This window comes from Natronosporangium hydrolyticum (assembly GCF_016925615.1).
Classification (GTDB): domain Bacteria; phylum Actinomycetota; class Actinomycetes; order Mycobacteriales; family Micromonosporaceae; genus Natronosporangium; species Natronosporangium hydrolyticum.
Window position 1 is genome coordinate 5269578 of sequence record NZ_CP070499.1, and the last position, 20023, is coordinate 5289600.

General features: G+C 71.1%; 19 protein-coding genes. 9 read left to right on the forward strand and 10 right to left on the reverse strand.

Going from position 1 to position 20023, the window contains the following annotated elements:
- The first annotated feature begins 1 nt into the window (after position 1).
- Positions 2 to 1084, forward strand: a complete 1083-nt coding sequence (locus JQS43_RS23845; RefSeq protein WP_239676598.1) for a methyltransferase domain-containing protein — start codon at positions 2 to 4, stop codon at positions 1082 to 1084.
- A gap of 55 nt (positions 1085 to 1139) precedes the next feature.
- Here the strand turns inward: JQS43_RS23845 and moeZ are convergent, their stop codons facing one another.
- The 4 genes from moeZ to JQS43_RS23865 form a co-directional block, all read right to left on the reverse strand.
- A complete protein-coding gene (moeZ, locus tag JQS43_RS23850) occupies positions 1140 to 2321 on the reverse strand; it encodes an adenylyltransferase/sulfurtransferase MoeZ (RefSeq protein ID WP_239676599.1) in 1182 nt (393 codons plus the stop codon).
- A gap of 107 nt (positions 2322 to 2428) precedes the next feature.
- Complete coding sequence (locus JQS43_RS23855) at positions 2429 to 3340, reverse strand: DUF3152 domain-containing protein (RefSeq protein ID WP_239676600.1); 912 nt, start codon at positions 3338 to 3340, stop codon at positions 2429 to 2431.
- A 7-nt stretch (positions 3341 to 3347) separates the two neighbouring features.
- A complete protein-coding gene (locus JQS43_RS23860; protein WP_420847620.1) occupies positions 3348 to 4328 on the reverse strand; it encodes an alpha/beta fold hydrolase in 981 nt (326 codons plus the stop codon).
- 102 nt (positions 4329 to 4430) lie between these two features.
- On the reverse strand, positions 4431 to 6944 hold the full coding sequence (locus JQS43_RS23865; protein WP_239676601.1) for a hypothetical protein: 2514 nt from the start codon (positions 6942 to 6944) through the stop codon (positions 4431 to 4433).
- Between the two features lie 165 nt (positions 6945 to 7109).
- Here JQS43_RS23865 and JQS43_RS23870 point away from each other — a divergent pair, with 165 nt between their 5' ends.
- Both JQS43_RS23870 and JQS43_RS23875 read left to right on the forward strand, forming a co-directional pair.
- Complete coding sequence (locus tag JQS43_RS23870) at positions 7110 to 7793, forward strand: TetR/AcrR family transcriptional regulator (RefSeq protein ID WP_239676602.1); 684 nt, start codon at positions 7110 to 7112, stop codon at positions 7791 to 7793.
- A 13-nt stretch (positions 7794 to 7806) separates the two neighbouring features.
- On the forward strand, positions 7807 to 8049 hold the full coding sequence (locus JQS43_RS23875; RefSeq protein WP_239676603.1) for a DUF3107 domain-containing protein: 243 nt from the start codon (positions 7807 to 7809) through the stop codon (positions 8047 to 8049).
- Positions 8050 to 8081: 32 nt separating this feature from the next.
- Here the strand turns inward: JQS43_RS23875 and JQS43_RS23880 are convergent, their stop codons facing one another.
- Positions 8082 to 8771 (reverse strand): ferritin-like fold-containing protein, encoded by a 690-nt coding sequence (locus tag JQS43_RS23880; protein WP_239676604.1) that lies wholly within the window; start codon positions 8769 to 8771, stop codon positions 8082 to 8084.
- Positions 8772 to 9040: 269 nt separating this feature from the next.
- On the opposite strand from JQS43_RS23880, the gene JQS43_RS23885 reads away from it, so the two are divergent.
- From JQS43_RS23885 to JQS43_RS23895, 3 genes are all read left to right on the forward strand, one after another.
- On the forward strand, positions 9041 to 10663 hold the full coding sequence (locus tag JQS43_RS23885) for a DEAD/DEAH box helicase (RefSeq protein WP_239676605.1): 1623 nt from the start codon (positions 9041 to 9043) through the stop codon (positions 10661 to 10663).
- A gap of 72 nt (positions 10664 to 10735) precedes the next feature.
- The gene (locus JQS43_RS23890) at positions 10736 to 11689 is read left to right on the forward strand and encodes an MBL fold metallo-hydrolase (protein WP_239676606.1); all 954 of its coding nucleotides are present in this window, start codon (positions 10736 to 10738) and stop codon (positions 11687 to 11689) included.
- Between the two features lie 29 nt (positions 11690 to 11718).
- Positions 11719 to 12900: a class I SAM-dependent methyltransferase gene (locus tag JQS43_RS23895; protein ID WP_239676607.1), complete on the forward strand. Its 1182-nt coding sequence runs from the start codon at positions 11719 to 11721 to the stop codon at positions 12898 to 12900.
- On the opposite strand, the gene JQS43_RS23900 is transcribed toward JQS43_RS23895, so the two are convergent.
- Positions 12845 to 13264: a helix-turn-helix domain-containing protein gene (locus JQS43_RS23900; RefSeq protein ID WP_239676608.1), complete on the reverse strand. Its 420-nt coding sequence runs from the start codon at positions 13262 to 13264 to the stop codon at positions 12845 to 12847. The genes JQS43_RS23895 and JQS43_RS23900 overlap by 56 nt on opposite strands.
- Positions 13265 to 13503: 239 nt before the next feature.
- Between JQS43_RS23900 and uppS the strand changes: the two genes are divergently transcribed.
- From uppS to JQS43_RS23915, 3 genes are read left to right on the forward strand one after another with little or no spacing between them, the layout of a single operon-like run.
- Positions 13504 to 14298: a polyprenyl diphosphate synthase gene (gene uppS / locus JQS43_RS23905; protein WP_239676609.1), complete on the forward strand. Its 795-nt coding sequence runs from the start codon at positions 13504 to 13506 to the stop codon at positions 14296 to 14298.
- A gap of 47 nt (positions 14299 to 14345) precedes the next feature.
- Positions 14346 to 15695 (forward strand): TrkH family potassium uptake protein, encoded by a 1350-nt coding sequence (locus tag JQS43_RS23910; RefSeq protein ID WP_239676610.1) that lies wholly within the window; start codon positions 14346 to 14348, stop codon positions 15693 to 15695.
- 49 nt (positions 15696 to 15744) lie between these two features.
- Positions 15745 to 16410 carry a potassium channel family protein gene (locus tag JQS43_RS23915; protein ID WP_239676611.1) on the forward strand — a complete coding sequence of 222 codons (666 nt, stop codon included), beginning with the start codon at positions 15745 to 15747 and terminating at the stop codon, positions 16408 to 16410.
- A 45-nt stretch (positions 16411 to 16455) separates the two neighbouring features.
- Here JQS43_RS23915 and JQS43_RS23920 read toward each other — a convergent pair whose 3' ends face one another.
- The 4 genes from JQS43_RS23920 to JQS43_RS23935 are packed head-to-tail and all read right to left on the reverse strand — an operon-like array spanning position 16456 to position 19839.
- On the reverse strand, positions 16456 to 17163 hold the full coding sequence (locus tag JQS43_RS23920) for an ABC transporter permease (RefSeq protein ID WP_239676612.1): 708 nt from the start codon (positions 17161 to 17163) through the stop codon (positions 16456 to 16458).
- Positions 17160 to 18071: an ABC transporter ATP-binding protein gene (locus tag JQS43_RS23925; protein ID WP_239676613.1), complete on the reverse strand. Its 912-nt coding sequence runs from the start codon at positions 18069 to 18071 to the stop codon at positions 17160 to 17162. Before JQS43_RS23925 ends, JQS43_RS23920 begins: the two co-directional genes overlap by 4 nt.
- On the reverse strand, positions 18068 to 18931 hold the full coding sequence (locus JQS43_RS23930) for an ABC transporter permease subunit (protein WP_239676614.1): 864 nt from the start codon (positions 18929 to 18931) through the stop codon (positions 18068 to 18070). The genes JQS43_RS23925 and JQS43_RS23930 overlap by 4 nt, the downstream gene beginning before the upstream one ends.
- Positions 18928 to 19839 carry an ABC transporter ATP-binding protein gene (locus JQS43_RS23935; protein ID WP_239676615.1) on the reverse strand — a complete coding sequence of 304 codons (912 nt, stop codon included), beginning with the start codon at positions 19837 to 19839 and terminating at the stop codon, positions 18928 to 18930. Before JQS43_RS23935 ends, JQS43_RS23930 begins: the two co-directional genes overlap by 4 nt.
- Positions 19840 to 20023 lie beyond the last annotated feature (184 nt).

The following is a 20023-nucleotide window of genomic DNA, read 5'->3' on the forward strand; positions in this document are numbered from 1 at the left end:
CATGACCATGACCGAACAGCCCGCTCCCGAGTTGGACTCAGCCAAGCTGGACGAGTTCATCGAACGGTTCCTCACCGATCTCGGCGCAGCCGCCCACGCCGCGACTGTGCTGGTCGGCGACGCGCTCGGCCTCTACCGCGCGATGGCCGACGGGCAGCCAGTCACCCCGGCGACCTTGGCGGAGCGGACCGGCACCGACCAACGCTGCGTCGAGGAGTGGCTACGGGCCCAGGCGGCCAGCCGCTACGTCGAGTACGACCCGGCCACGGAACGGTTCCGACTGCCCCCGGAACAAGCTTTCGCACTGACCAACGAGCACAACCCGGTCTTCGCCCCGGGCGGCCTGCAGCTGGCGGCTTCGATGATCAAGGATGTCGAGAAGGTGGTCACGGCCTACCGGGCCGGTAATGGGCTGCCCTGGCACGACCACCACCCGGACCTGTTCGTCGGGGTGGAACGGTTCTTCCGGCCGAACTACATCGGTAACCTCTGCGACAACTGGCTACCGGCGTTGGACGGGGTGGTCGACAAGCTCGCCGCCGGCGCCCACGTCGCCGACGTCGGATGTGGACACGGCGCGTCGACCATCCTGATGGCGCAGCGCTACCCGGCGTCGCACTTCGTCGGGTTCGACAATCACGCACCATCGGTAACGGCCGCGACCGCGGCGGCGGCCCGCGCCGGGGTGGCCGACCGGTGCCGGTTCGAGGTCGCGGCCGCCAGCGACTTCCCCGGCCCGGAATTCGACCTGGTGGCCTACTTCGACTGCCTGCACGACATGGGTGACCCGGTAGGTGCGCTTCGCCACGCTCGGCGACGGCTCAAGCCCGACGGCACCGTGTTGTTGGTGGAGCCGGCCGCCGCCGATCGGTTGGAGGACAACCTCAACCCAATCGGCCGGGTGTTCTACTCTGGCTCCAGCATGATCTGCACCCCCAACTCGCTCTCGCAAGAGGTGGGGCTCGCCCTCGGGGCCCAGGCCGGCCCCGAACGGCTACGGCAGATAGCGACCCAGGCCGGGTTCAGCCGCTTTGAGCTGGCCGCTGAAACGCCCTTCAACCTGGTCATCGCCGCCCGACCGTGACCGCTCCGCGCTGGGGCCGGGGTGGGCTGCCACCCCGGCCCCAGCAGCGGTCGGGCTAATAGCTGGGCAGCGAGGGGTCGACCTGCTTGATCCAGGCGAGCACCCCGCCCTGCACATGCACCGCGTCCCGGAACCCGGCGGCCTTCAACGCCGCCAGCGCCTCCGCCGAGCGCACCCCGGACTTGCAGTGCAGCACGATCTGCCGGTCCTGCGGCAGCTGCGACAGCGCCTCCCCGGAGATGATGTCGCCCTTCGGGATCAGCACACTCTCCGGGATCTTGACGATCTCGTACTCGGCCGGCTCCCGCACATCGACCAGCAGGAAGTCCTTGCCGGCCTCGCGCCACTCCTTCAGCTCGGTGGCGGTGATGGTGGCGCCTTCGACCGCATCCTGCGCCTCGGTCGAGACCCCGCCGCAGAAGTCTTCGTAATCTGCCAGCAGGTCGGTCTGGGTGGCGTTCGGGCCGCAGAGCACGCACTCCGGGTCCTTGCGGACCTTGATCGTGCGGTAGCTCATCTCCAGCGCGTCGTAGACCGTCAACCGGCCGACCAGCGGCTCACCGATCCCGGCCAGCAACTTGATCGCCTCGGTGACCTGGATCGAACCGATCGAGGCGCAGAGCACCCCGAGCACACCGCCCTCGGCGCAGGAGGGGACCATCCCCGGCGGCGGCGGCTCCGGGTAGAGGCAGCGGTAGCAGGGGCCGTGCTCCGCCCAGAAGACCGAGGTCTGGCCGTCGAACCGGTAGATCGAACCCCAGACGTACGGCTTGCCGAGCAGCACCGCCGCGTCGTTTACCAGGTAGCGGGTGGCGAAGTTGTCGGTGCCGTCGACGATCAGGTCGTACTGGCTGAAGATCTCCCGGATGTTGTCCCGGTCGAGTGCGGTGTTGTGGACCACCACCTCGACGTACGGGTTGATCTCGGCGACGCTCGCCTTCGCCGACTCGGCCTTCGACCGGCCGATGTCGGACTGGCCGTGGATGATCTGGCGTTGCAGATTCGACTCGTCGACCGTGTCGAAGTCGACCACGCCCAGGGTGCCGACCCCGGCCGCCGCCAGATAGAGCAGCGCCGGGGAGCCGAGGCCGCCCGCGCCCACACACAGCACCCGGGCATTCTTGAGCCGCTTCTGCCCCTCAACCCCGACATCCGGGATGATCAAGTGGCGGGAGTAGCGGCGGATCTCATCGGTGGACAGCTCGGCGGCTGGCTCGACCAGCGGCGGCAGGCTCACATCGTCTCCTGGAGGGCAAACATTCGACCCGAAACACGTCGCCTCCCATTGTTACCCGCTCCGACCCGTCCCGCCCACGCCCGGCCCAGCACCTGGACGCCGAACGCTCACGGCACCGGCGGCCCGGTGTGACGCACTCCATCCACATACGGAAACGGCCACGCCTCACAGCCGCGGAGCGAGATCGACTGCTGCTGCATCACCGGTGCCGGGCCGCCCGGCTCCGGACAGTCTTCATGGCCCAGCCCCAGCTCGTGACCGACCTCATGGTTGAGCACCATCTGCCGGTAGACCTCCAGCGGCACCTCCTCCGCCACATAGTGCGACACCGAGGTACGCCACCGGTGCAGGTTCAGCACCACCTGCCCGAACAACCGGCACGAGACCCCACCTTCGGGCAGCCCCGGCGCGACCACGTTCAACCCGCCCTGGGCGCACATCCGCTCGGTGGTGCCGCTGGTGGCCAGGTAGATCGTGAAGTCCGCGGGGGCGCCGTCGGGCACCCGCTGAAAGCTCAGGTCCCCGCCGGCGGTCCACCCATCCGGATGGCCCAACGTGTCGTCGACGAACTCCGCAAACTCGGCTAGATCCTCGTCGATGTTCTCCTCGATCGCCACCCGGAACCGCAGCAACTGCCCGGAGGCGCCCAGCTGCTCCCCCTGGTCGGTGCCGATCCGGAAACTGCCGGGCCCGTCGGCCGGGAAGTCGCCCGACAACTCCAACACCACTGGTGGTTCGGTCGGCTCCGGCGACGGTTCCGGCGACGGGTCCGGGGTTGGGGTGGCGACCGGCGACGCGGTCGGTCCGGCGACCGAGCCCGGGCCGCCCGCATCGTCTTCGCGAGCGAGCTGATCCAGGGCGAACGCGGAGCCGGCCAGCAACCCGACCACCACCAACGTCGAGGCGAAGAACCGTCGTTGCCGGCGGCGGCGCCGGGCCTGGATCCGACGGGGCTGCCGGGTCGCGGACGGCTTCTTCCGGGTCCGCGCCCGATCAACGGATTGAGGGGTATCGGGCATGGTGCGGCTAGTCTGCCACACCCGCCAGCGGGCGCCCCACAACTTCATCGAGCATGCTCACCACCGCCCGGGCGACCAACCGCGGGGCCTCCATCTGTCCAACATGTCCGACACCGTCCAGGATCAACAGTCGACTGTCCGGGATCAACTCGGCCGCCCGTGGCGCCACCCGGATATCCACCAGTCTGTCCTGTCGGCCCGCGATCACCAAAGTGGGGGCCTCGATCCTGGCCAATGTCCGCCACAACGACCCGGACCCCGGCAGGTACGCCCGCAGGAAGCTGCCGACCAGCCCCCGCATGGTCGCCAGGTACGCCGGCACATAGTGGTCGACGGTGAAGCGCATCGACATCTCGGCCACCGCCTCGGCGAACCGCTCGTCCGGCACCCGCTCTGGAGCGGCGAAACACGCCGCCACCACCCGCTGCGCCAACTCCTCCGGGCTCATCGAAGCGAGCAGCCGGCGGGCCACCCACTCGCCACCGGGGACCGCCAGCAACGGCACCATCCGACTCTGCAGCGACCGGCGCGGATCGAGAAACGGCAGCGCCGGCGAGATCAGCGTAAGGCTGCGAATCAGGTCCGGCCGGGTGGCCGCGACCACCACCGAAACCGTCCCGCCGAGCGAATTGCCGACCAGATGCACCGGCTCGCCACGCACCTCCTCGATCCAGCGGACCACCCGGGCGGCGAAGCTACGGATCCGGTACTCGCCGGCCGGGTCGCTGTGCCCGGAGCCAGGCAGATCGATCGCGTCGGCGTCGAGGTGGCCGGCGAGCAGCGCCGCGAGGTCCGTCCAGTTCGTCGACGATCCGCCCAGCCCATGCACGTAGACCGCGGGCGCCGGGTCGGCGCCGGTCGGCGGAGCGGCCCGGGCGTAAGTCAACGACCCGTCGACCCGTACCAGGCGCCCAGGCCAGGCGCTCAACGGCTCGGTGAGGTCAGGCAGCACCGACTCCGGGGCGAGCATCGCCCGCCGCGTCCGCATCGCCGGTGAGCTCCGCCGCCCCGCACGGCGACGCCGCAGACCCGCCCGGCCGGTCGAGTTCGGGATCACCGCTAGCCACCTGCCCCTCCGATGCCGGCGCGGTCAGGACAGCAGGGCCTCCAACCTGCGGTTGACCGCGCTCAAGGTGGCCCGCACCACGGCCTGGCGCGGGTCTCCGTCGACCAGCGCGGAGCCGGTCAGCTGCTCCACCCAGCCACCGCACACCAGCAGCACAACCGCGACCGCCACCTCAGTATTGCCGAAGTTGACCACGCCGGTGTGCTCGATGAAACAACGCGACGGGCCGGCCGGCTCGTCCGCCTCCCGGAGGAGCAGATCGATCGCCTTGGCGGCGGCCACCGCCGACAACCGCACCAGGTACGAGTCGACCGCCGGACCGCTGGCGAGCCCGGCGGCGCGCCGAGCCCCCGCGGTCAGCCGCACCTCCACCGTGGCGTCGAGCCCGAACGTGCTCACCTGAACGTGGTCGATCAACACCCGGGGGCCGGGTCGGCTGGCCGGCGGCAACGGTCTCGACACCGGCTCCGGCGCCTCCGGAGTCGCCTGGCCGGGCAGGGAAACCCCCCAGGGCAGCTCCGGTGGTAGCTGCCCCAGCTGCGCCAGAGCTTCATACTCCGCCATCGAGGGCGGGCTGGCCGGATCGGCGGCTGGCCCCTGCCCAGGCTCGCCGACCGGGTGGGCCGGCGCCGCCCGCTGCTCCTGCTGCGGGGCCCGCTGCTGCTCCGGGGTCCGCTGCTGCTGCGGGGCCCGCTGGCTTTGCTGCCCCCGCTGCGGCGGCAATGTATCCGGCTGCCCCCGCTGCGGCGGCAGTGTCTCCGGCTGCCCCCGCTGCGGCGGCAGTGTCTCCGGCTGCCCCCGCTGCGGCGGCAGTGCCCCCTCCTCCTGCGACGTGCGCTGGTGCGGCGGGCTCCACGGCTGCCGCGTCGACGCCGGCTCCGGCTGACTCGTCGGCAGCGCCTCCGGCGCCGCCAACAGCTGGTCGGTCGCGGAGAGCCCCATCCGTTCCAGCAGCAACCGGGCCACCGCCCGACTGACCTCGCCGGGGTCGGCGTCGTCGGCGAGGTCGAGCCGCAGGGTGTGGATCCCGTTGGGGTTGGGCCGGACCGCGGCCGAGCGCACTCCCGGGACCTCCTGCACCGCCGACATCACCCCGTCGACGTCGAGCTGCTCCGGCGGCACCTCCCCGGGAACGTCGTCGCGACGGAGCTGGTTGGCGATCCAGGCCAGTTCGGGCGCGGTCCAGCGGTCCCGACCGGCGTCCAGCCCGCCACCACCGTCACCCTCGGATGCCGAAATGGGCGGGACAGGTACGTCGGGCTCCGCCGGCACCCGCTGCGGAAGCCCGCTCGTCACCTCCGGCGCGCGACGATCACCGCTGCGAGGGCTCGGCGGCGACGGTGCGTGCCGTGGTTCGGGCACGGGCGCCGTAGGCGGGCCCGCGGCGGAACGCGCGGGGGAGGCTGGCGCAGCGGGCCGGAACTGCTCCGGGGTCCGCGGCTCGGCGCTCCGGGCCGGTGGACCCCCACGGGCCGGCTCCGCCCGAGCTTCGGCCCGGGCCGGCTCCGCCCGAGCTTCGGCCCGGGCCGGCTCCGCCCGAGCTTCGGCCCGGGCCGGCTCCGCCCGGGCCGGCTCCGCCCGGGCCGGCTCCGCCCGGGCCGGCTCCGCCCGGGCCGGCTCGGCGCGGGCCGGCTCGGCGCGGGACTCTGGCCGGGCCGGCTCCGCCCGGGACTCTGGCCGGGCCGGTTGCGGCGCTCGGGGTGGCTCCGCGGCCCACGGCCGCTCGGTGGCAGTGGGGGCCGGCGCGCCCGACCACGGACGCTCCACCGCAGATGCGGCCGGCGCGCCCGACCACGGACGCTCCCGGTAGTCGGGATACTCGCGGTAGCCACCGGCCGGCTCGGCGGGCTGCGCGTACTGAGGCTGCGCGTACTCAGGTTGTGCGTACTCAGGTTGTGCGTACCCGGGGTGCGCATACTGCGACTGCGAATAATCAGGCTGCGAATACTGGGGCTGCCCGTAATCGGCCTGCTGGTAATCGGCTTCGGGGTACTCCTGGTAGTCGGAGTGGTAGCCGGCCGGTCCGGGGTACCCGGCGTTCGGGTCGGGGTAGCCGCCCAGTGGGTCTTGGTAGTCGGCGGCGCTGGTCGGCTCGCCCGACTCACCCACCAGGTAGTCGCCCTCCGCCCAGCGCAGGTCCGCCGAATCGTCCGCGGACCCCGGTTCCGCTTCTGGCGCCGACGGGTACGGGACCCCCGACGACGCGTACTCCGAGTGGTACTCACCCCGGTAGTTGGGCGACGGCGACCAGCGCGCCGCCTCCCGCCACAGCGGCGGCTCGACCACCGGTACGCCGCTGGCGGGAGTGTCGGCGTCGGCCCCTCGCTCCGGGTCCTCCGAGCGGTGCCGCGCCTCCGGCCCGCCTTCAGGCCCAGGCGAGAGTAGTGTCAAGGGCTCCGTCGCGCCCTCCCGGGCTGGCCCCGACGCGGACCAGTCCGGCTCGGCTCCGTGCACGCCAATTGCGCTCTGCGCTCCGTTCACCCGCCACGGCACCGCCTCGGCGTGAGTAGGGCCGTCGGGTTGCCGTTGTTCGTCCACGCACGCTCCTTGCTGCCGAGAGTGAGGCTACCGTGCCTACGCACATCCGTTAACCCGCCGGGCGTCGCCGCATGCGTCGCCGGCATACGTGATGATGGACTAGACGAGCCGGGTCAGACGGACCAATTGCCCGCCACCTGCACCCGGCACCTGGAAGGGGGAAGGATGTCCCAGGACACGACGGAGATACCCGTCGGACGGCCGACTCGCCTGCCCCGTTCGGCGCGCCGCAAGCAACTGCTCGCCGCAGCTCAGGAGGTGTTCGTCGCACAGGGTTACCATGCGGCGGCGATGGATGAGATCGCGGAGCGGGCCGGCGTCTCGAAGCCCGTGCTCTACCAGCACTTTCCGAGCAAGCTTGAGCTGTACCTCGCACTACTAGACACCCATTGTGATGCGATGGTTACCAAGACCCGGGCAGCGATGGCGGCCACCGCCGACAACAAGCAACGGGTGCGCAGCGCCATCGAGGCGTACTTCGACATCATCGACCACGAGAGCGGAGCCTTCCGGCTGGTGTTCGAGTCGGATCTGCGCAACGAACCGGCCGCCCGGGAGCGGGTGGAACGGGCCGAACGGGAGTCCATCGAGGCTATCGCGGACACGATCATGGCCGACACCGGCGCCGGCCGGGCGCCGGCGGAGCTGCTCGCGGCCGGTCTGGTCGGTTCGGCGCACACCGCCGCCCGGTTCTGGCTCGCCACCGGCCGCCAAGTGCCACGCCCGGAGGCCGAGTCGCTACTCGCCGCCCTCGCCTGGCGGGGCATTGCGAGCTTTCCGCTACAGCACGGAGCGGAGGGGTGGCAACCTGGCCCCGAAGGGGAGGTATCGTCGGCGACGAACCCGTGAGAGGAGTGGGGACTTGGAGGTCAAAATCGGCGTCCAGCACGCCGGACGTGAGCTGGTGCTAGAGAGCGCGCAGTCGTCGGAAGAGGTGGAGAAGGCGGTCACCACCGCCATCGCCGACTCGTCCGGGGTGTTGCAGCTGGTCGACGAGAAAGGGCGGCGGGTGATCGTGCCGGTCGACAAGCTCGCCTACGTCGAGATCGCCGAGCAGATGCACCGGCCGGTGGGGTTCGCCCCGGTGGGCCGGGCACAGCCGTAACCGGTTGGTTTAGGCGTCGGGCCGCACGGCCGCTAGTTGTTCAGCCCTACCGCGTTCATCCGGGCACCGTGCGCCGAGGTCAACCGCCGCAGTAACGCGGTCACCCCATCCTGATCCCCCGCTCCGGTGATGATCAGCGTCGCCAGCGTCGGCCGGGCCGCCGCGACATGCTGCGCCTGCGACAGACCCTCTCCCATCAACCGGCGGGCCCAGATCGAGAGCCGGTTCGCCAGCTTCGGGTCGGCCGCGATCGCGGTCCGGATCTCGTCGGCCGCGAACTCCCCGTACCGGGAGTCGTGCAGGACCTCTAGCACCAGCTGCCGGTCCCGGTCGGCTAAGAACGCCGCGACCTCCCGGAAGAAGTCGTCGGCCACGCTGTCGCCAACGTAAGCCTTGGTCAGCGCCTCCAGCCAATCCCGCGGCTCGGTCCGGTTGTGGTACGCCTGCAGCGGCTGGACGTACGGCGTCATCACCTGCTGCGGCTCGGCCCCCAACTCGGCCAGCCGGGCGGCGAGCCGCTGGTAATTGGTGATCTCCGCGGCGGCCATCTCCGACAGCACCGCCCGACGGTCCAGATCCGGCGCGAGCCGGGCGTCGGAGGCCATCCGCTCGAACGCCAGCAGCTCGCCGTAGGCGAGCATGCCGAGCAGCTCAGCCACTGCCTCCGCCCCGGGGTCAGCGGTGGTGCTGATCAGGGAAGCGGGCGAGCTCGGCTCAGACATCACAGGTGGGTTTCTCTCCGTCAGCGCGACCGGTCGAGATCCACCTTACGGCAGTTACTCGTGATTGTGCCGTCTCTCTCGTATGATGGAGCCAGTTACGCGGGCGTCCTCGCCCGCGGCACGTGTTCTCGCGGCTAGATCGCCGCCGATGAGCGCGCTGCGCCGGGATGGCGCAGCAACGACGATGTCGCGCCCTTCGAGAATCCGGGGCGCGCTACCCGCCGGATCAGTAGCCGGCGGCCCGACGGAGGGCAAGCGAAATCCAACTTATGACCGATACAGCCGCAAATCAGGAGCAAGCAGAAAAGCAAGTTAAACCGGACAGTCCGACCTTTGCGGACCTCGGCGCCCGACCGGAGACGGTGGCGGCGCTCGCCGCGGTGGGCATCACCCACTCGTTCGCCATCCAGGAGTACGCGATCCCGATCGCGATGCGGGGCAACGACGTGATCGGCCAGGCCCCCACCGGCACCGGGAAGACGCTCGGCTTCGGGGTGCCGCTGCTGGAGCGGGTCACCGCCCGCAGCGAGGGCGCCGACGGCACGCCGCAGGCACTGGTGGTCGTACCCACCCGCGAGCTGTGCCTCCAGGTCGCCAGCGACCTGACCGCCGGCGGCGCCACCCGCGGGATCCGGGTCCTGCCGATCTACGGCGGGGTCGCCTACGAGTCGCAGACCGACAAGCTGCGCGCCGGCGTCGAGATCGTGGTGGGGACCCCCGGCCGGCTACTCGACCTGGCCCGGCAGAAGCAGCTGAAGCTACGGCAAATCCAGGCGCTGGTGCTCGACGAGGCCGACCGGATGCTCGACCTCGGGTTCCTCGACGACGTCGAGAAGATCCTCGCGATGCTGCCGGCCGAGCGGCAGACCATGCTCTTCTCGGCCACGATGCCGGACCCGATCGTGGCCCTGTCCCGCCGGTTCCTCCGGTCGCCGATGACGCTGCACGCCACCCACCCAGGGGCGGCCGGGGCCGGGGCGCCGCAGACCCGCCAGGTCATCTACCGCACCCACTCGCTCAACAAGGTCGAGATGGTCGCCCGCATCCTGCAAGCCCGGGAGCGCGGCCTGACCATCATCTTCTCGCGTACCAAGCGGGGGGTCGACAAGGTCGCGGGTGAACTCGACTTCCGAGGCTTCGCCTGCGCCGCGGTCCACGGCGACCTCGGCCAGGGTGCTCGGGAACGGGCGCTGCGCGCGTTCCGCAGCGGCAAGGTCGACGTACTTGTCGCCACCGACGTCGCCGCCCGCGGGCTGGATGTGACCGGGGTCACTCACGTGATCAACTACGACTGCCCCGAGGACCCCGACACCTACACCCACCGGATCGGCCGCACCGGCCGGGCCGGGGCCACCGGCATCGCGGTGACCTTCGTCGACTGGGAAGACATGGCCCGCTGGCGGCTGATCGACAAGTCGATGGGGCTGGCCACGCCCGAACCACCCGAGACTTACCACACCTCCGAGTGGCTAGCCCAGGATCTAGACATCCCCAGCGACGCCACCGGCATCCTGCCCTCGGCGCAACAGTCCCGGGCCGGGCTCGGCGCCGAGACCGAGGAAGACCTCGGCGGTTCCCGGACCAAGGAGCGCGGCCGCCGCCGCCCCACCGACCGGCCAGCCGAACGCTCCCCCCGCAGCCCCCGGCAACGCCGCCGCCGCGGCGGCACCCGAGACGCCGCCGCCGTGGGCGAGCCCTCGACCACCTCGGCGCCTACTTCGGCGCCCACCGCGGCGGTCGCTTCGGCACCGGAGCGGGAGGAGCCGACCACCTCCGAGGGCGGGGCCGGCCGTACCCGCCGCCGTCGGCGCCGCGGCGGTCGCGGTGCCGCGGGCCGGGAAGGTGCCCGTCCGGAGCAGGTCACCGAGGCCACCGAGCAGCCGGCCAGCTGAGCGCAACGGCGGCTGCGGTGGCGTGGCCTGGACTTCAGCCGCGCCACCGCAGCCGCGCCGTACCCTGATGACATGACCACGCCACCGCAGGTCGCCAGCTGGCCCCGTTCATTCCGTGACCGGCTCACCGGGCCCCTGCCCCGCCCGGTCGATGTCTGGCGGATGGTGCGGGAACGCGGCCCCACCCGGCAGCTCCTCGCACAGGCCGGCGCGGTGCCGGTCGCGCCGGGTGCACCGACCGGGCCGCCGCCCGCCCCGGAGCCGGCGACCACCGCATTGACCTGGGCGGGCCACGCCAGCTTCGTGATCACGATCGGTGGGCTGACGGTGCTCACCGACCCGGTGTGGTCCCGCCGGATCCCCGGCATCCTCCCCCGGATCACGCCACCGGGCATCGCCTGGTCCGCGCTACCACCGATCGACGCGGTGGTGATCAGCCACAACCACTATGATCACCTCGACGCGCCCACCATCCGCCGGCTACCCCGCGACACCCCGGTATTCGTGCCGGCCAACCTCGGCCGATGGTTCCGCCGTCGAGGGTTCACCGAGGTACGCGAGTTCGACTGGTGGCAGTCGTGGCGGCTTCGTGAGGTGGAGTTCGACTTCGTTCCGGCGCACCACTGGAGCCGGCGCACCCTCACCGACACCTGCCGCAGCCTGTGGGGCGGTTGGGTGCTCAGCTCCGGAGCGGAGCGGATCTACTTCGCCGGTGACACCGGTTACGGCCACTGGTTCCGCGAGATCGGCGACCGCTACCCCGGCATCGACCTCGCGCTGTTGCCGGTCGGCGCCTACCAGCCCCGCTGGTTCATGCACGCCATGCACGTCGACCCCGAGGAGGCGGTGCAGGCCTGCCTGGATTTGACGGCGACCCGCATGGTGCCGATGCACTGGGGGACCTTCATCCTGTCCAACGAGCCGATCATCGAACCCCTGACCCGCGCCACCGAAGCGTGGACGCGGGCCGGCCGCCCCCGCGACGACCTCTGGGATCTGGCGATCGGCGAGACCCGAACGTTGTGACCCCTGGTCGCCACGTCCCTGGTGAACTCATGCCCGAACCATTGCCCCCGGTCCTGTCGGAGCTGCGTACCCTCCTGCTCGGCGGCGACCTGATCCGCGCGGTCGCCGCCGGCAAGCGACGCGGTCGGCAGCCGGCGGCGCGCCGGGCCGAGCTGCGGCCGGTGACCCTGCGCGGCGAGGCCCAGCTACAGCTGGTCACCACCGTTGGCGAGCGCCCCACCACCCGCAACCTCGGCTACGGCCCGCCCGCCGAGGCCGCGGTCGACGAACTGCTCGCGGAACCGTTCGGCAGCTGGCTCGTGGAGGCCGGCGGCGCCACCCTCCAGGTGCGGGTCACCAAGTCCGGGCAGGCGCAGGTCCACCGCGCCGCCGGCAGTACGCCGCCCTCGGCCACGCCCAACCATGACCGGAGCCGGCGGCACCTGCTCGACCCCGGCGATCCGCTCTTCGGCAGCATCGGCGCGGACGCTGCCAAACGCCGCCAGGTGGACGCCTTCCTGCGGGCGTTGGCGGCGACGCTGCCGGAACCGGGCACCGACCCCGAACGATTGCCGCAGCCGCTGCACATCGTCGATCTCGGCTGCGGCAACGCGTACCTCACCTTCGCCGCCTACCGGTGGCTGACCACCGAGCGCGGGCTCGACGTCAACGTGGTCGGGGTGGATGTCCGCGACGACCAGCGGGCCCGCAACACCGCGCTCGCCGCGCAGCTCGGCTGGTCGGACCGGCTCACCTTCGCCGCCGGCAGCATCGCCGACGCGGTGGTGACCCCCGCGCCCGAGCTGGTCCTCGCGCTGCACGCCTGCGACACCGCCACCGACGACGCCCTCGCCCGGGCGGTGGGCTGGGGGGCCCGTTGGATCCTGGCCGCCCCGTGCTGCCACCACGATGTGGCGGCGCAGCTGCGCCGGTCGCCGAGCCCGCCCTACCCGCCGCTGGTCCGGCACGGCATCCTGCGGGAACGGTTCGCCGACGTCCTCACCGACTCGTTGCGGGCGTCGCTGTTGCGGCAGCACGGTTACCGGGTGGAGGTGGTGGAGTTCATCGACTCCCAGCACACCCCGCGGAATCTGCTGCTGCGCGCCGCCTATACCGGCGCCCCCGCGACCGCTGCCCAACAACAGGAGTACGCCGACCTGACCAGTGCCTGGTCGGTCACCCCACAGCTGGCGAAGCTGTTGCCGCCGACCCTGCCCACCCCGCCCGGGTAAGCCGCGCCAGCAACTCCGCGAGGTCCGGATCGTGCGCCGTGAGCCAGGACATTGGCGGCACCCGGAGTTGGTGATCGCCCAGGCGAATGACGACCGCGGCCGGCAGGCGGTCGAGCAGACGCACCCGCACCTCCCGGACCGCCTCGGCGTGCGGAACGGCCGCCACCCGGAGCCGCTGGCCCAGCCCATCGAAGAGTCGCTCGAGGTCCCCCAGCGTCGGGTTGGCGACCCCCCGCTCCACTTGCGAGAGGCGCTGTTGGCTGGTCCCCACCCGGGCCGCCAGCCGGGACTGGGAAAGGCCTCGGCGCTCCCTTACCGTCCGGAGCAGCTGCCCCACATCACCTTGCAGTGTCCGCCTGGTCACCCGTCCATGATGCGACCCGCGCGCAAGGCGGCCACCGACGGCCCCGCCGGGTCGTACTGTTGGGCGCGAACCCACATCCTCAGTGTTGTGGCCTACAACGCTCAGGATGTGGTCCGGTTGCCAACAGTCTGCTCCCGCGCGGCGATCGCTCCACAGCCACGCTGGGAACGCCGCCGCCAGCCACGCGGGCGGACCGGCGTACCCACGGGCCGGGCCGCTGATGCTGTTAGGTTGACGCAATGCGGCAAGCGCTCTATCGCTGGTATGCCCGGCGACTTCAACGTCGACTGCCGGCCGACCGGCTCCCCCGACACGTCGCGGTGGTCATGGACGGTAACCGTCGGTGGGCCCGGCGGGCGGGCCTCGACAGCGTCAGCGCCGGCCACCAGCAGGGCGCCGAACACCTGGCGCGAGTCCTCGAATGGTGCGCCGACCTCGGCATCACGCAGGTCACCGCGTTTGTCTGCTCCGCCGACAACCTGCGTAAGCGGGACGACGGCGAGGTCGGCTTTCTGATGCGGCTCGCCGAACAGGGGGTCGAGCAGCGGCTTGCCCGCCCGGACAACCGGTGGCGCCTGCACCTCGCAGGCCAGCTGGACATCCTGCCGGACAGCACCGCCCGCGCGCTGAAGGCGGCGGCGGCGGCGACCCAGGATCGCGCCGGCTACGACCTTACGCTGGCGATCGGCTACGACGGCCGTACCGAGATCGCCGATGCTGTCCGAGGCCTGCTCGACGACGCCGCCAGGGCGGGCGAGACGGTCGAATCGTTGGCGGCGAGCCTGGATCCGGAGCGGATCGCCGCCCATCTCTACACCGGCGGCCTGCCCGACCCGGATCTGGTCATCCGCACCAGCGGCGAGCAGCGGCTGGGCGGCTTCCTGCTGTGGCAGACCGCGCACTCGGAGCTCTACTTCTGCGACGTCTACTGGCCGGGTTTCCGGCGGGTCGACTTCCTCCGGGCGCTACGGAGCTACGCCGCCCGCCAAGCCCGTTTCGCCGACCCCGCTCCGCCAGCACAGCCGGTGCGTTGACCATGGGGTTGGGGACCGCATAACGGCCAGTTCATGTACCTAGGTCCATGATCGCGCGAGGAGAGGGCAGTTTGAGTAAGCACCCTGCTCGGCTCGTGCCGTTGGCGTTTCTCGCCGCGATCGGGATCAGCACGGTCCTGCTCATGCTGCCCGCCGCCCGGGCCGACCCGGCGGCGTCGACCAGCCTCGTCACCGCGCTGTTCACCGCCACTTCCGCGATCTGTGTCACCGGACTGATCGTGGTCGACACCGCCCACTGGTCCGACTTCGGCCACGCAGTCATCATCTGCTCGGTGAAGGCCGGCGGCTACGGCATCATGACCGCCGCGACGCTGCTCGCGCTGCTGGTCGCCCGGAGACTCGGGGTCCGCACCCGGCTGCTCGCCACCACCGAGGGCCGCAGCTTGGACATGGCCAACATCAAGGGCGTGCTGATCCGGGTCGCGCTGATTCAGCTCGCCTTCGAGCTGGTGGTCGCGGCGGTGCTGACGATCCGCTGGTGGAGCGGGTACGGCCGGAGCTTCGAAGAGGCGGCGTGGCAGGGCATCTTCCACGGCATCTCCGCCTTCAACAACGGCGGCTTCTCGCTCTTCACCACCTCCATGGAGGAGTACGTCGGCGACTGGTGGATCAGCGGCGCCCTGGCCTTCGGGGTGATCGCTGGCAGCCTCGGCTTCCCGGTGCTGATCGAACTGGGCCGGCAGCTGCGCCGCCCCGAGCACTGGACCCTGCATACCCGGCTCACCATCATCGGCTCGGCGCTGCTGCTGGTGGTCGGCTTCGTCGCACTGCTGGCGTTCGAGTGGCGCAACCCGGCCACGCTCGGACCGCTGGGGGTGGGCGAGAAGGTGCTGGCCGCCTTCTTCAACGGCGCGATGCCCCGGTCCGGCGGATTCAACAGCATCGAGTTCAGCGCGCTGCACGCCGAGTCGATCATCATCACGATCGGACTGATGTTCATCGGCGGCGGCAGCGCCTCCACCGCCGGCGGGATCAAGGTCGCGACGTTCCTGCTGCTGGCGTACATCATCTGGTCGGAGATCCGAGGTGAGCCGGACGTGGTGGTCGGCCGCCGCCGGGTGGCCGGGCCGGCGCAGCGGGAGGCGCTCAGCGTGGCGCTGCTCGGGGTGGCGCTGGTGGTGGTGGGCACGCTGCTGGTGGAGCTGGTCACCGACGGGTTCCCGCTCGAGTACATCCTCTTCGACGTGGTCTCGGCCTTCGCCACCGTCGGTCTCTCCACCGGGGTCACCGCGGCGGCCCCCGAGCCCGCTCAGCTGATCATCGCGGCGTGGATGTTCATCGGGCGGGTGGGGCCGATGGTGCTGGCGACCGGGCTGGCGCTGAACACCCGGCAGCGGATGTACCGTTATCCCCAGGAGCGACCGATCGTCGGCTGACCGGCCCACGGCGTCGACACCGGTCCCGGCAGGCGAAGGAGCAGCACCGTTGGCTAGCAAGGCCTCCACCGACGGCATCCTGGTGGTGGGGTTGGGCCGGTTCGGCGGCCAAGTCGCCGCCTCGCTGATCCGGCTCGGCCACGAGGTGTTGGCGATCGACGAAGACGAGCAGATCGTGCAGAAGTGGGCCGACCGGCTCACCCACGTGGTGCAGGCCGACGCCACCGACGAGGATGCGCTCCGGCAACTTGGTGTCGGGGACCTGCGCCGGGCGATCGTCGGGATCGGCACCGAGATCGAGGCCAGCGTGCTGAGCGTGCTCACCCTGAATGATCTCGGGGTGCGGGACCTCTGGGCGAAGGCGATCAGCGCCAAGCACGGCAAGATCCTCTCCGCGGTCGGGGCCGACCACGTGATCTACCCGGAGGCGGCGATGGGCGAGCGGGTCGCCCACCTCATCGCCAGCCAGATGCTCGACTTCATCGAGTTCGACGACGGGTACGCGATGGCGAAGGTGCAGGCACCGACCGAGGCGATCGGCCGCACCCTCGGCGACAGCAAACTCCGCAGCAAGTACGGCGTGACCGTGGTGGCGGTGAAGATGACCGGTTCGGACTTCACCTACGCCCGGCCGGAGACCATGGTCTACGGCGGGGCGCTGCTGATCGTCGCCGGCAAGACCCCGGACGTGGAGCGGTTCTCGTCAGTTACCTGACGAGAACCGCCCGACGCCAACTGCTCGGCACCGTCGCCTCCGGGGTCAGGTGCCGGCGACCGCGAACGACCGGAGCCGGTCGGTCGCCAGTACGGTAGCGCCGACCGTCACCACCGCGGTCATGGCGAGGGCGACCGGCAGCGACACCGAGCTGGTCAGCAGCGTCGAGCCCGCCACCTGATCCGCGATCGTGATCACATACTGCTGGATCGAGAGCACCTGGGCACCGCTGAGCAGGTTGGTCAGCAGCCCCTCCCAGACCAGGACGTAGACCAACCCGATCAGCACCGGGCGGCGGGTGAGCAGCGACAGCGCCAGGAAGACCGCGGCGTACGCGAAGGCGCCCGCCGCCGCTCCGACCAGCAGGCCTAGCCCGATGGCGGGCTCGGCCAGCGCCCCGCCGAGCAGCAGCGCCGGCCCCACCGCGACGAAAGTGACCACCACCGCCACCAGCAGTTTGGAGCAGATGATCTCGCGCCGGGGTAAGGGCTTGGCGAGGATGTGGACGACCGTCCCGTCGTCGATCTCGGACCCGAGGACGCTCGCCGCGATGATCAACGCCAACACCGGCAGCACCACCGCGACGCCGAGTCCGATCAGGATGCCGGACACCCAGTCGACCGGCCGGGCGCCGATCAGGTCGGCGAGCAGGGCCAGCCCGACCACGAGTAGGGGCAGCGGTAGTAGGAGCAGGAACCGGCGCCGCCCGAGTAGACCCCGGAGGGTGATCCGGACAACCGTTGGATTGATCATGATGCCACCAGGTAGGAGAAGACGCTTTCCAAGGACTCGTCGGTGGGGACCAGCCCGGTGAGCCGCAGCTGTTGCGCCACGGCGATCCGGGGCAGTGCGCGGGCGAACGCGCCATAGTCCCTGCTGCGGACGGTGAGCCCGCCGGCGGGCAGCAGCTCGACCCCGACCACCGACGCCTCGGCGAGCAGGGCGACCGCCAACCGGCGGTCGTCGCTGGAGTGGACGGTGAACACGTGCGGCCGGTGGGTCATCAGCCGGCGGATGCTGCGGTAGTCACCGGAGGCGGCGAGCCGCCCGGCCACGATCACCTGCACCGTCCCGGAGAGCTGTGCCACCTCCTCCAGAATGTGCGAGCTGAACAGCACCGTGTGACCCGACTCACCGAGTTCGTGCAGCAGCCGCATCATCTGCATCCGTTGCCGCGGGTCCATGCCGTTGAAGGGCTCGTCGAGCAGCAGCACGGCCGGCTCGTGGACCAGCGCCGAGGCGACCCGGGCCCGCTGCCGCATCCCCTTCGAGTAGGTGCCGATCCGCCGGTGCTGGGCATCGTCCAACTCGACCTGCGCGATGGCGCGCCGGGCCGCCGCCGCCGGATCGGGCAGTCGATGCAGCCGGGCGCTGGCGAGCACGAACTCGTAGCCGGTCAGGAAGCCGTGCACCGCCTCCTGTTCGGTCACCAGCCCGAGGCTGCGGTAGACCGCGGGCTGCCGCCACGCCGGAACCCCATCGAGCGTCACCGTGCCCCGGGACGGGGGCAGGAAGCCGGACATCATGTGCAGCAGGGTGGTCTTACCGGCACCGTTCGGGCCGAGTAGACCGGTCACCCCGGGCCCGAGCGTCATGCTGACGTTGTTGACCGCCACCACGTTGCCGTACCACCGGGAGACGTCGTTGAGTTCCACCTTCATCGGCTGACCCTCCGGTAGCGCAGCAACAACAGACCGACGGTGAGGCCGACCAGCCCGACGGCGACCACGAGGTAGAGCGGGCCGAACCCGCCCAGCTCCAGTGTGTCCCGATGGAAGAGCCAGTCCCGGACTCCGTGCACCAACGTGCTCGGGTTCACCATCCGGGCCAGGTGGCGGCCTGCCTCGCCCGCGGGCAGGTGACCGCCGCCGGGGTCGAGCACGCCCACCACCGGCATGGTCGCCAGAAACAGGGCGACGATGACACCGGCCGCCACGGTCCGGCGGGCGATCAACGACGCGGCCAGGATCGCGAGTGCGCCGAAGACGGTCGCCGTGATCGCCGCGTAGCCGAGGCCCCGGGCGAAGTCGCCCAACTCCGGCCACACCTCGCCGATCCGGTCGGTGCCGAACGCGCCGCCCAGGAACATCACCAGCAGCGAGCCGGCGAGCACCAGCCAGACCGCGGTCACCAGCGCCGCCAGCTTCGCGAAGGCATAGTCGGTGCGGCGCAGTGGCCGGGAGAAGTAGAGCGGCAGCACCCCGCTGTGCAGGTCCCGGGAGACCAGCTCCGGCGCGGCCACCGCGCAGAACAGCACCAGCAGCATGAAGACCGCGTCCGGGAAGGCGAGATAACCGAGCACCGGCTCTCCCAGCACGGCGCGGATCGCGGTGACCACGATCGCCACCGCCGCCACCAGGCCGGTCACCAGCCACGGGAAGACCTTCGCCTTGGCGCCGCGGCCGATGCCGAACGCGCTGCGCAGCGAGTGCCAGTACAGGGAGCGGACCGCGTAGCCGCGATCCAGCCGCTGGCCGGTGTACCGCTGGTAGCCGAGATCGTGGATGACTCCGTTGGTCATGCCCGCACCTCCGTGGTGGCGGCGGCGAACAGGTCGGAGACCTGGTGGTGGCGCTGAGCCAGCCGGTGCAGCGGTAGTTCGAGCCGCGCCACCGTCTCGACCACCGTGTCGTAGGTCTGCTCCCCGGTCAGCGGCACCAGCAGCGCGTCGCCCTCCCGGCGTGGGCTCAGCTCGGCGAGGGCGGTCGCCAGCTCATCGGTCCCCTCGTCGACCTCGACCGCCAACACCCCGGTGCCGGCGGTCATCGCGGAGATCCGATCTGCCCGCAGCAGCTTCCCGGCATCGATCGCCACCAGCGTGTCGCAGATCCGCTCCACCTCACCGAGCAGGTGGGAACAGACCACGATCGACACGCCGAACTCGACGCCGATGCGGGCGATGAGCGTCAGCATCGCCTCCCGACCGGCCGGGTCGAGCCCGTTGGTCGGTTCGTCGAGCAGCAGCAGATACGGGTCGTGCACCAGCGCTTGGGCGAGTTTGACCCGCTGCTTCATGCCGGTCGAGTAGCCACCGATCTGCCGGTACCGCTCTTCGTAGAGGCCGACGTGGCGCAGCGCTTCGCTGGCCCGTTCCCTGGCGGTGGTGCGGGGTAGGCCGCTCATCCTGGCGAGGTGCGTGACGAGTTCGGCGGCGATCACGTCGGGCGGCAGGCAGTCGTGCTCGGGCATGTAGCCGACCCGGGCCCGAACCTGCTCGCCCTGACGAACCGGGTCGAGGCCCAGCACCCGGGCGGATCCGCTGGTCGGGGCGGCGAGCCCCAGCAGGATCTTGATGAGGGTGGACTTGCCGGCGCCGTTAGCGCCGACGAGCCCGATGATGCCGGGTGCCACCTCGACGGTCAGTCCGTCGAGCGCGGCGACCCGCTCACCGTACCGTTTGGTCAGTGCTTCGGTGCTGATCAGAGTCACATCGTCACGGTAGACCCGACGGGCGGCGCGGAACATCCGGCTAGTCCCTGATCCGACCCCGAGACTCACCAGGGTGTTCCCCCTCCCCGCCTGGCGGAGCAGCCAGCCAGCGAATGTCAAGCTGTGGACAGCACGGTGCCGTTGTCCGGACCACATGCCAGACTTCAGGACATAGGCCGGGCAA

What these genes read in the sequence shown, in the direction of transcription:
- JQS43_RS23845 (WP_239676598.1), top strand. Translation starts at nt 2, where the DNA reads ATGACCATGACCGAACAGCCCGCTCCCGAGTTGGACTCAGCCAAGCTG.
- JQS43_RS23885 (WP_239676605.1), top strand. Translation starts at nt 9,041, where the DNA reads ATGACCGATACAGCCGCAAATCAGGAGCAAGCAGAAAAGCAAGTTAAA.
- JQS43_RS23860 (WP_420847620.1), bottom strand. Translation starts at nt 4,328, where the DNA reads ATGCGGACGCGGCGGGCGATGCTCGCCCCGGAGTCGGTGCTGCCTGAC.
- JQS43_RS23910 (WP_239676610.1), top strand. Translation starts at nt 14,346, where the DNA reads ATGATCGCGCGAGGAGAGGGCAGTTTGAGTAAGCACCCTGCTCGGCTC.
- JQS43_RS23870 (WP_239676602.1), top strand. Translation starts at nt 7,110, where the DNA reads ATGTCCCAGGACACGACGGAGATACCCGTCGGACGGCCGACTCGCCTG.
- JQS43_RS23930 (WP_239676614.1), bottom strand. Translation starts at nt 18,931, where the DNA reads ATGACCAACGGAGTCATCCACGATCTCGGCTACCAGCGGTACACCGGC.
- JQS43_RS23925 (WP_239676613.1), bottom strand. Translation starts at nt 18,071, where the DNA reads ATGAAGGTGGAACTCAACGACGTCTCCCGGTGGTACGGCAACGTGGTG.
- JQS43_RS23855 (WP_239676600.1), bottom strand. Translation starts at nt 3,340, where the DNA reads ATGCCCGATACCCCTCAATCCGTTGATCGGGCGCGGACCCGGAAGAAG.
- JQS43_RS23895 (WP_239676607.1), top strand. Translation starts at nt 11,719, where the DNA reads ATGCCCGAACCATTGCCCCCGGTCCTGTCGGAGCTGCGTACCCTCCTG.
- JQS43_RS23880 (WP_239676604.1), bottom strand. Translation starts at nt 8,771, where the DNA reads ATGTCTGAGCCGAGCTCGCCCGCTTCCCTGATCAGCACCACCGCTGAC.
- JQS43_RS23920 (WP_239676612.1), bottom strand. Translation starts at nt 17,163, where the DNA reads ATGATCAATCCAACGGTTGTCCGGATCACCCTCCGGGGTCTACTCGGG.
- JQS43_RS23890 (WP_239676606.1), top strand. Translation starts at nt 10,736, where the DNA reads ATGACCACGCCACCGCAGGTCGCCAGCTGGCCCCGTTCATTCCGTGAC.
- uppS (WP_239676609.1), top strand. Translation starts at nt 13,504, where the DNA reads ATGCGGCAAGCGCTCTATCGCTGGTATGCCCGGCGACTTCAACGTCGA.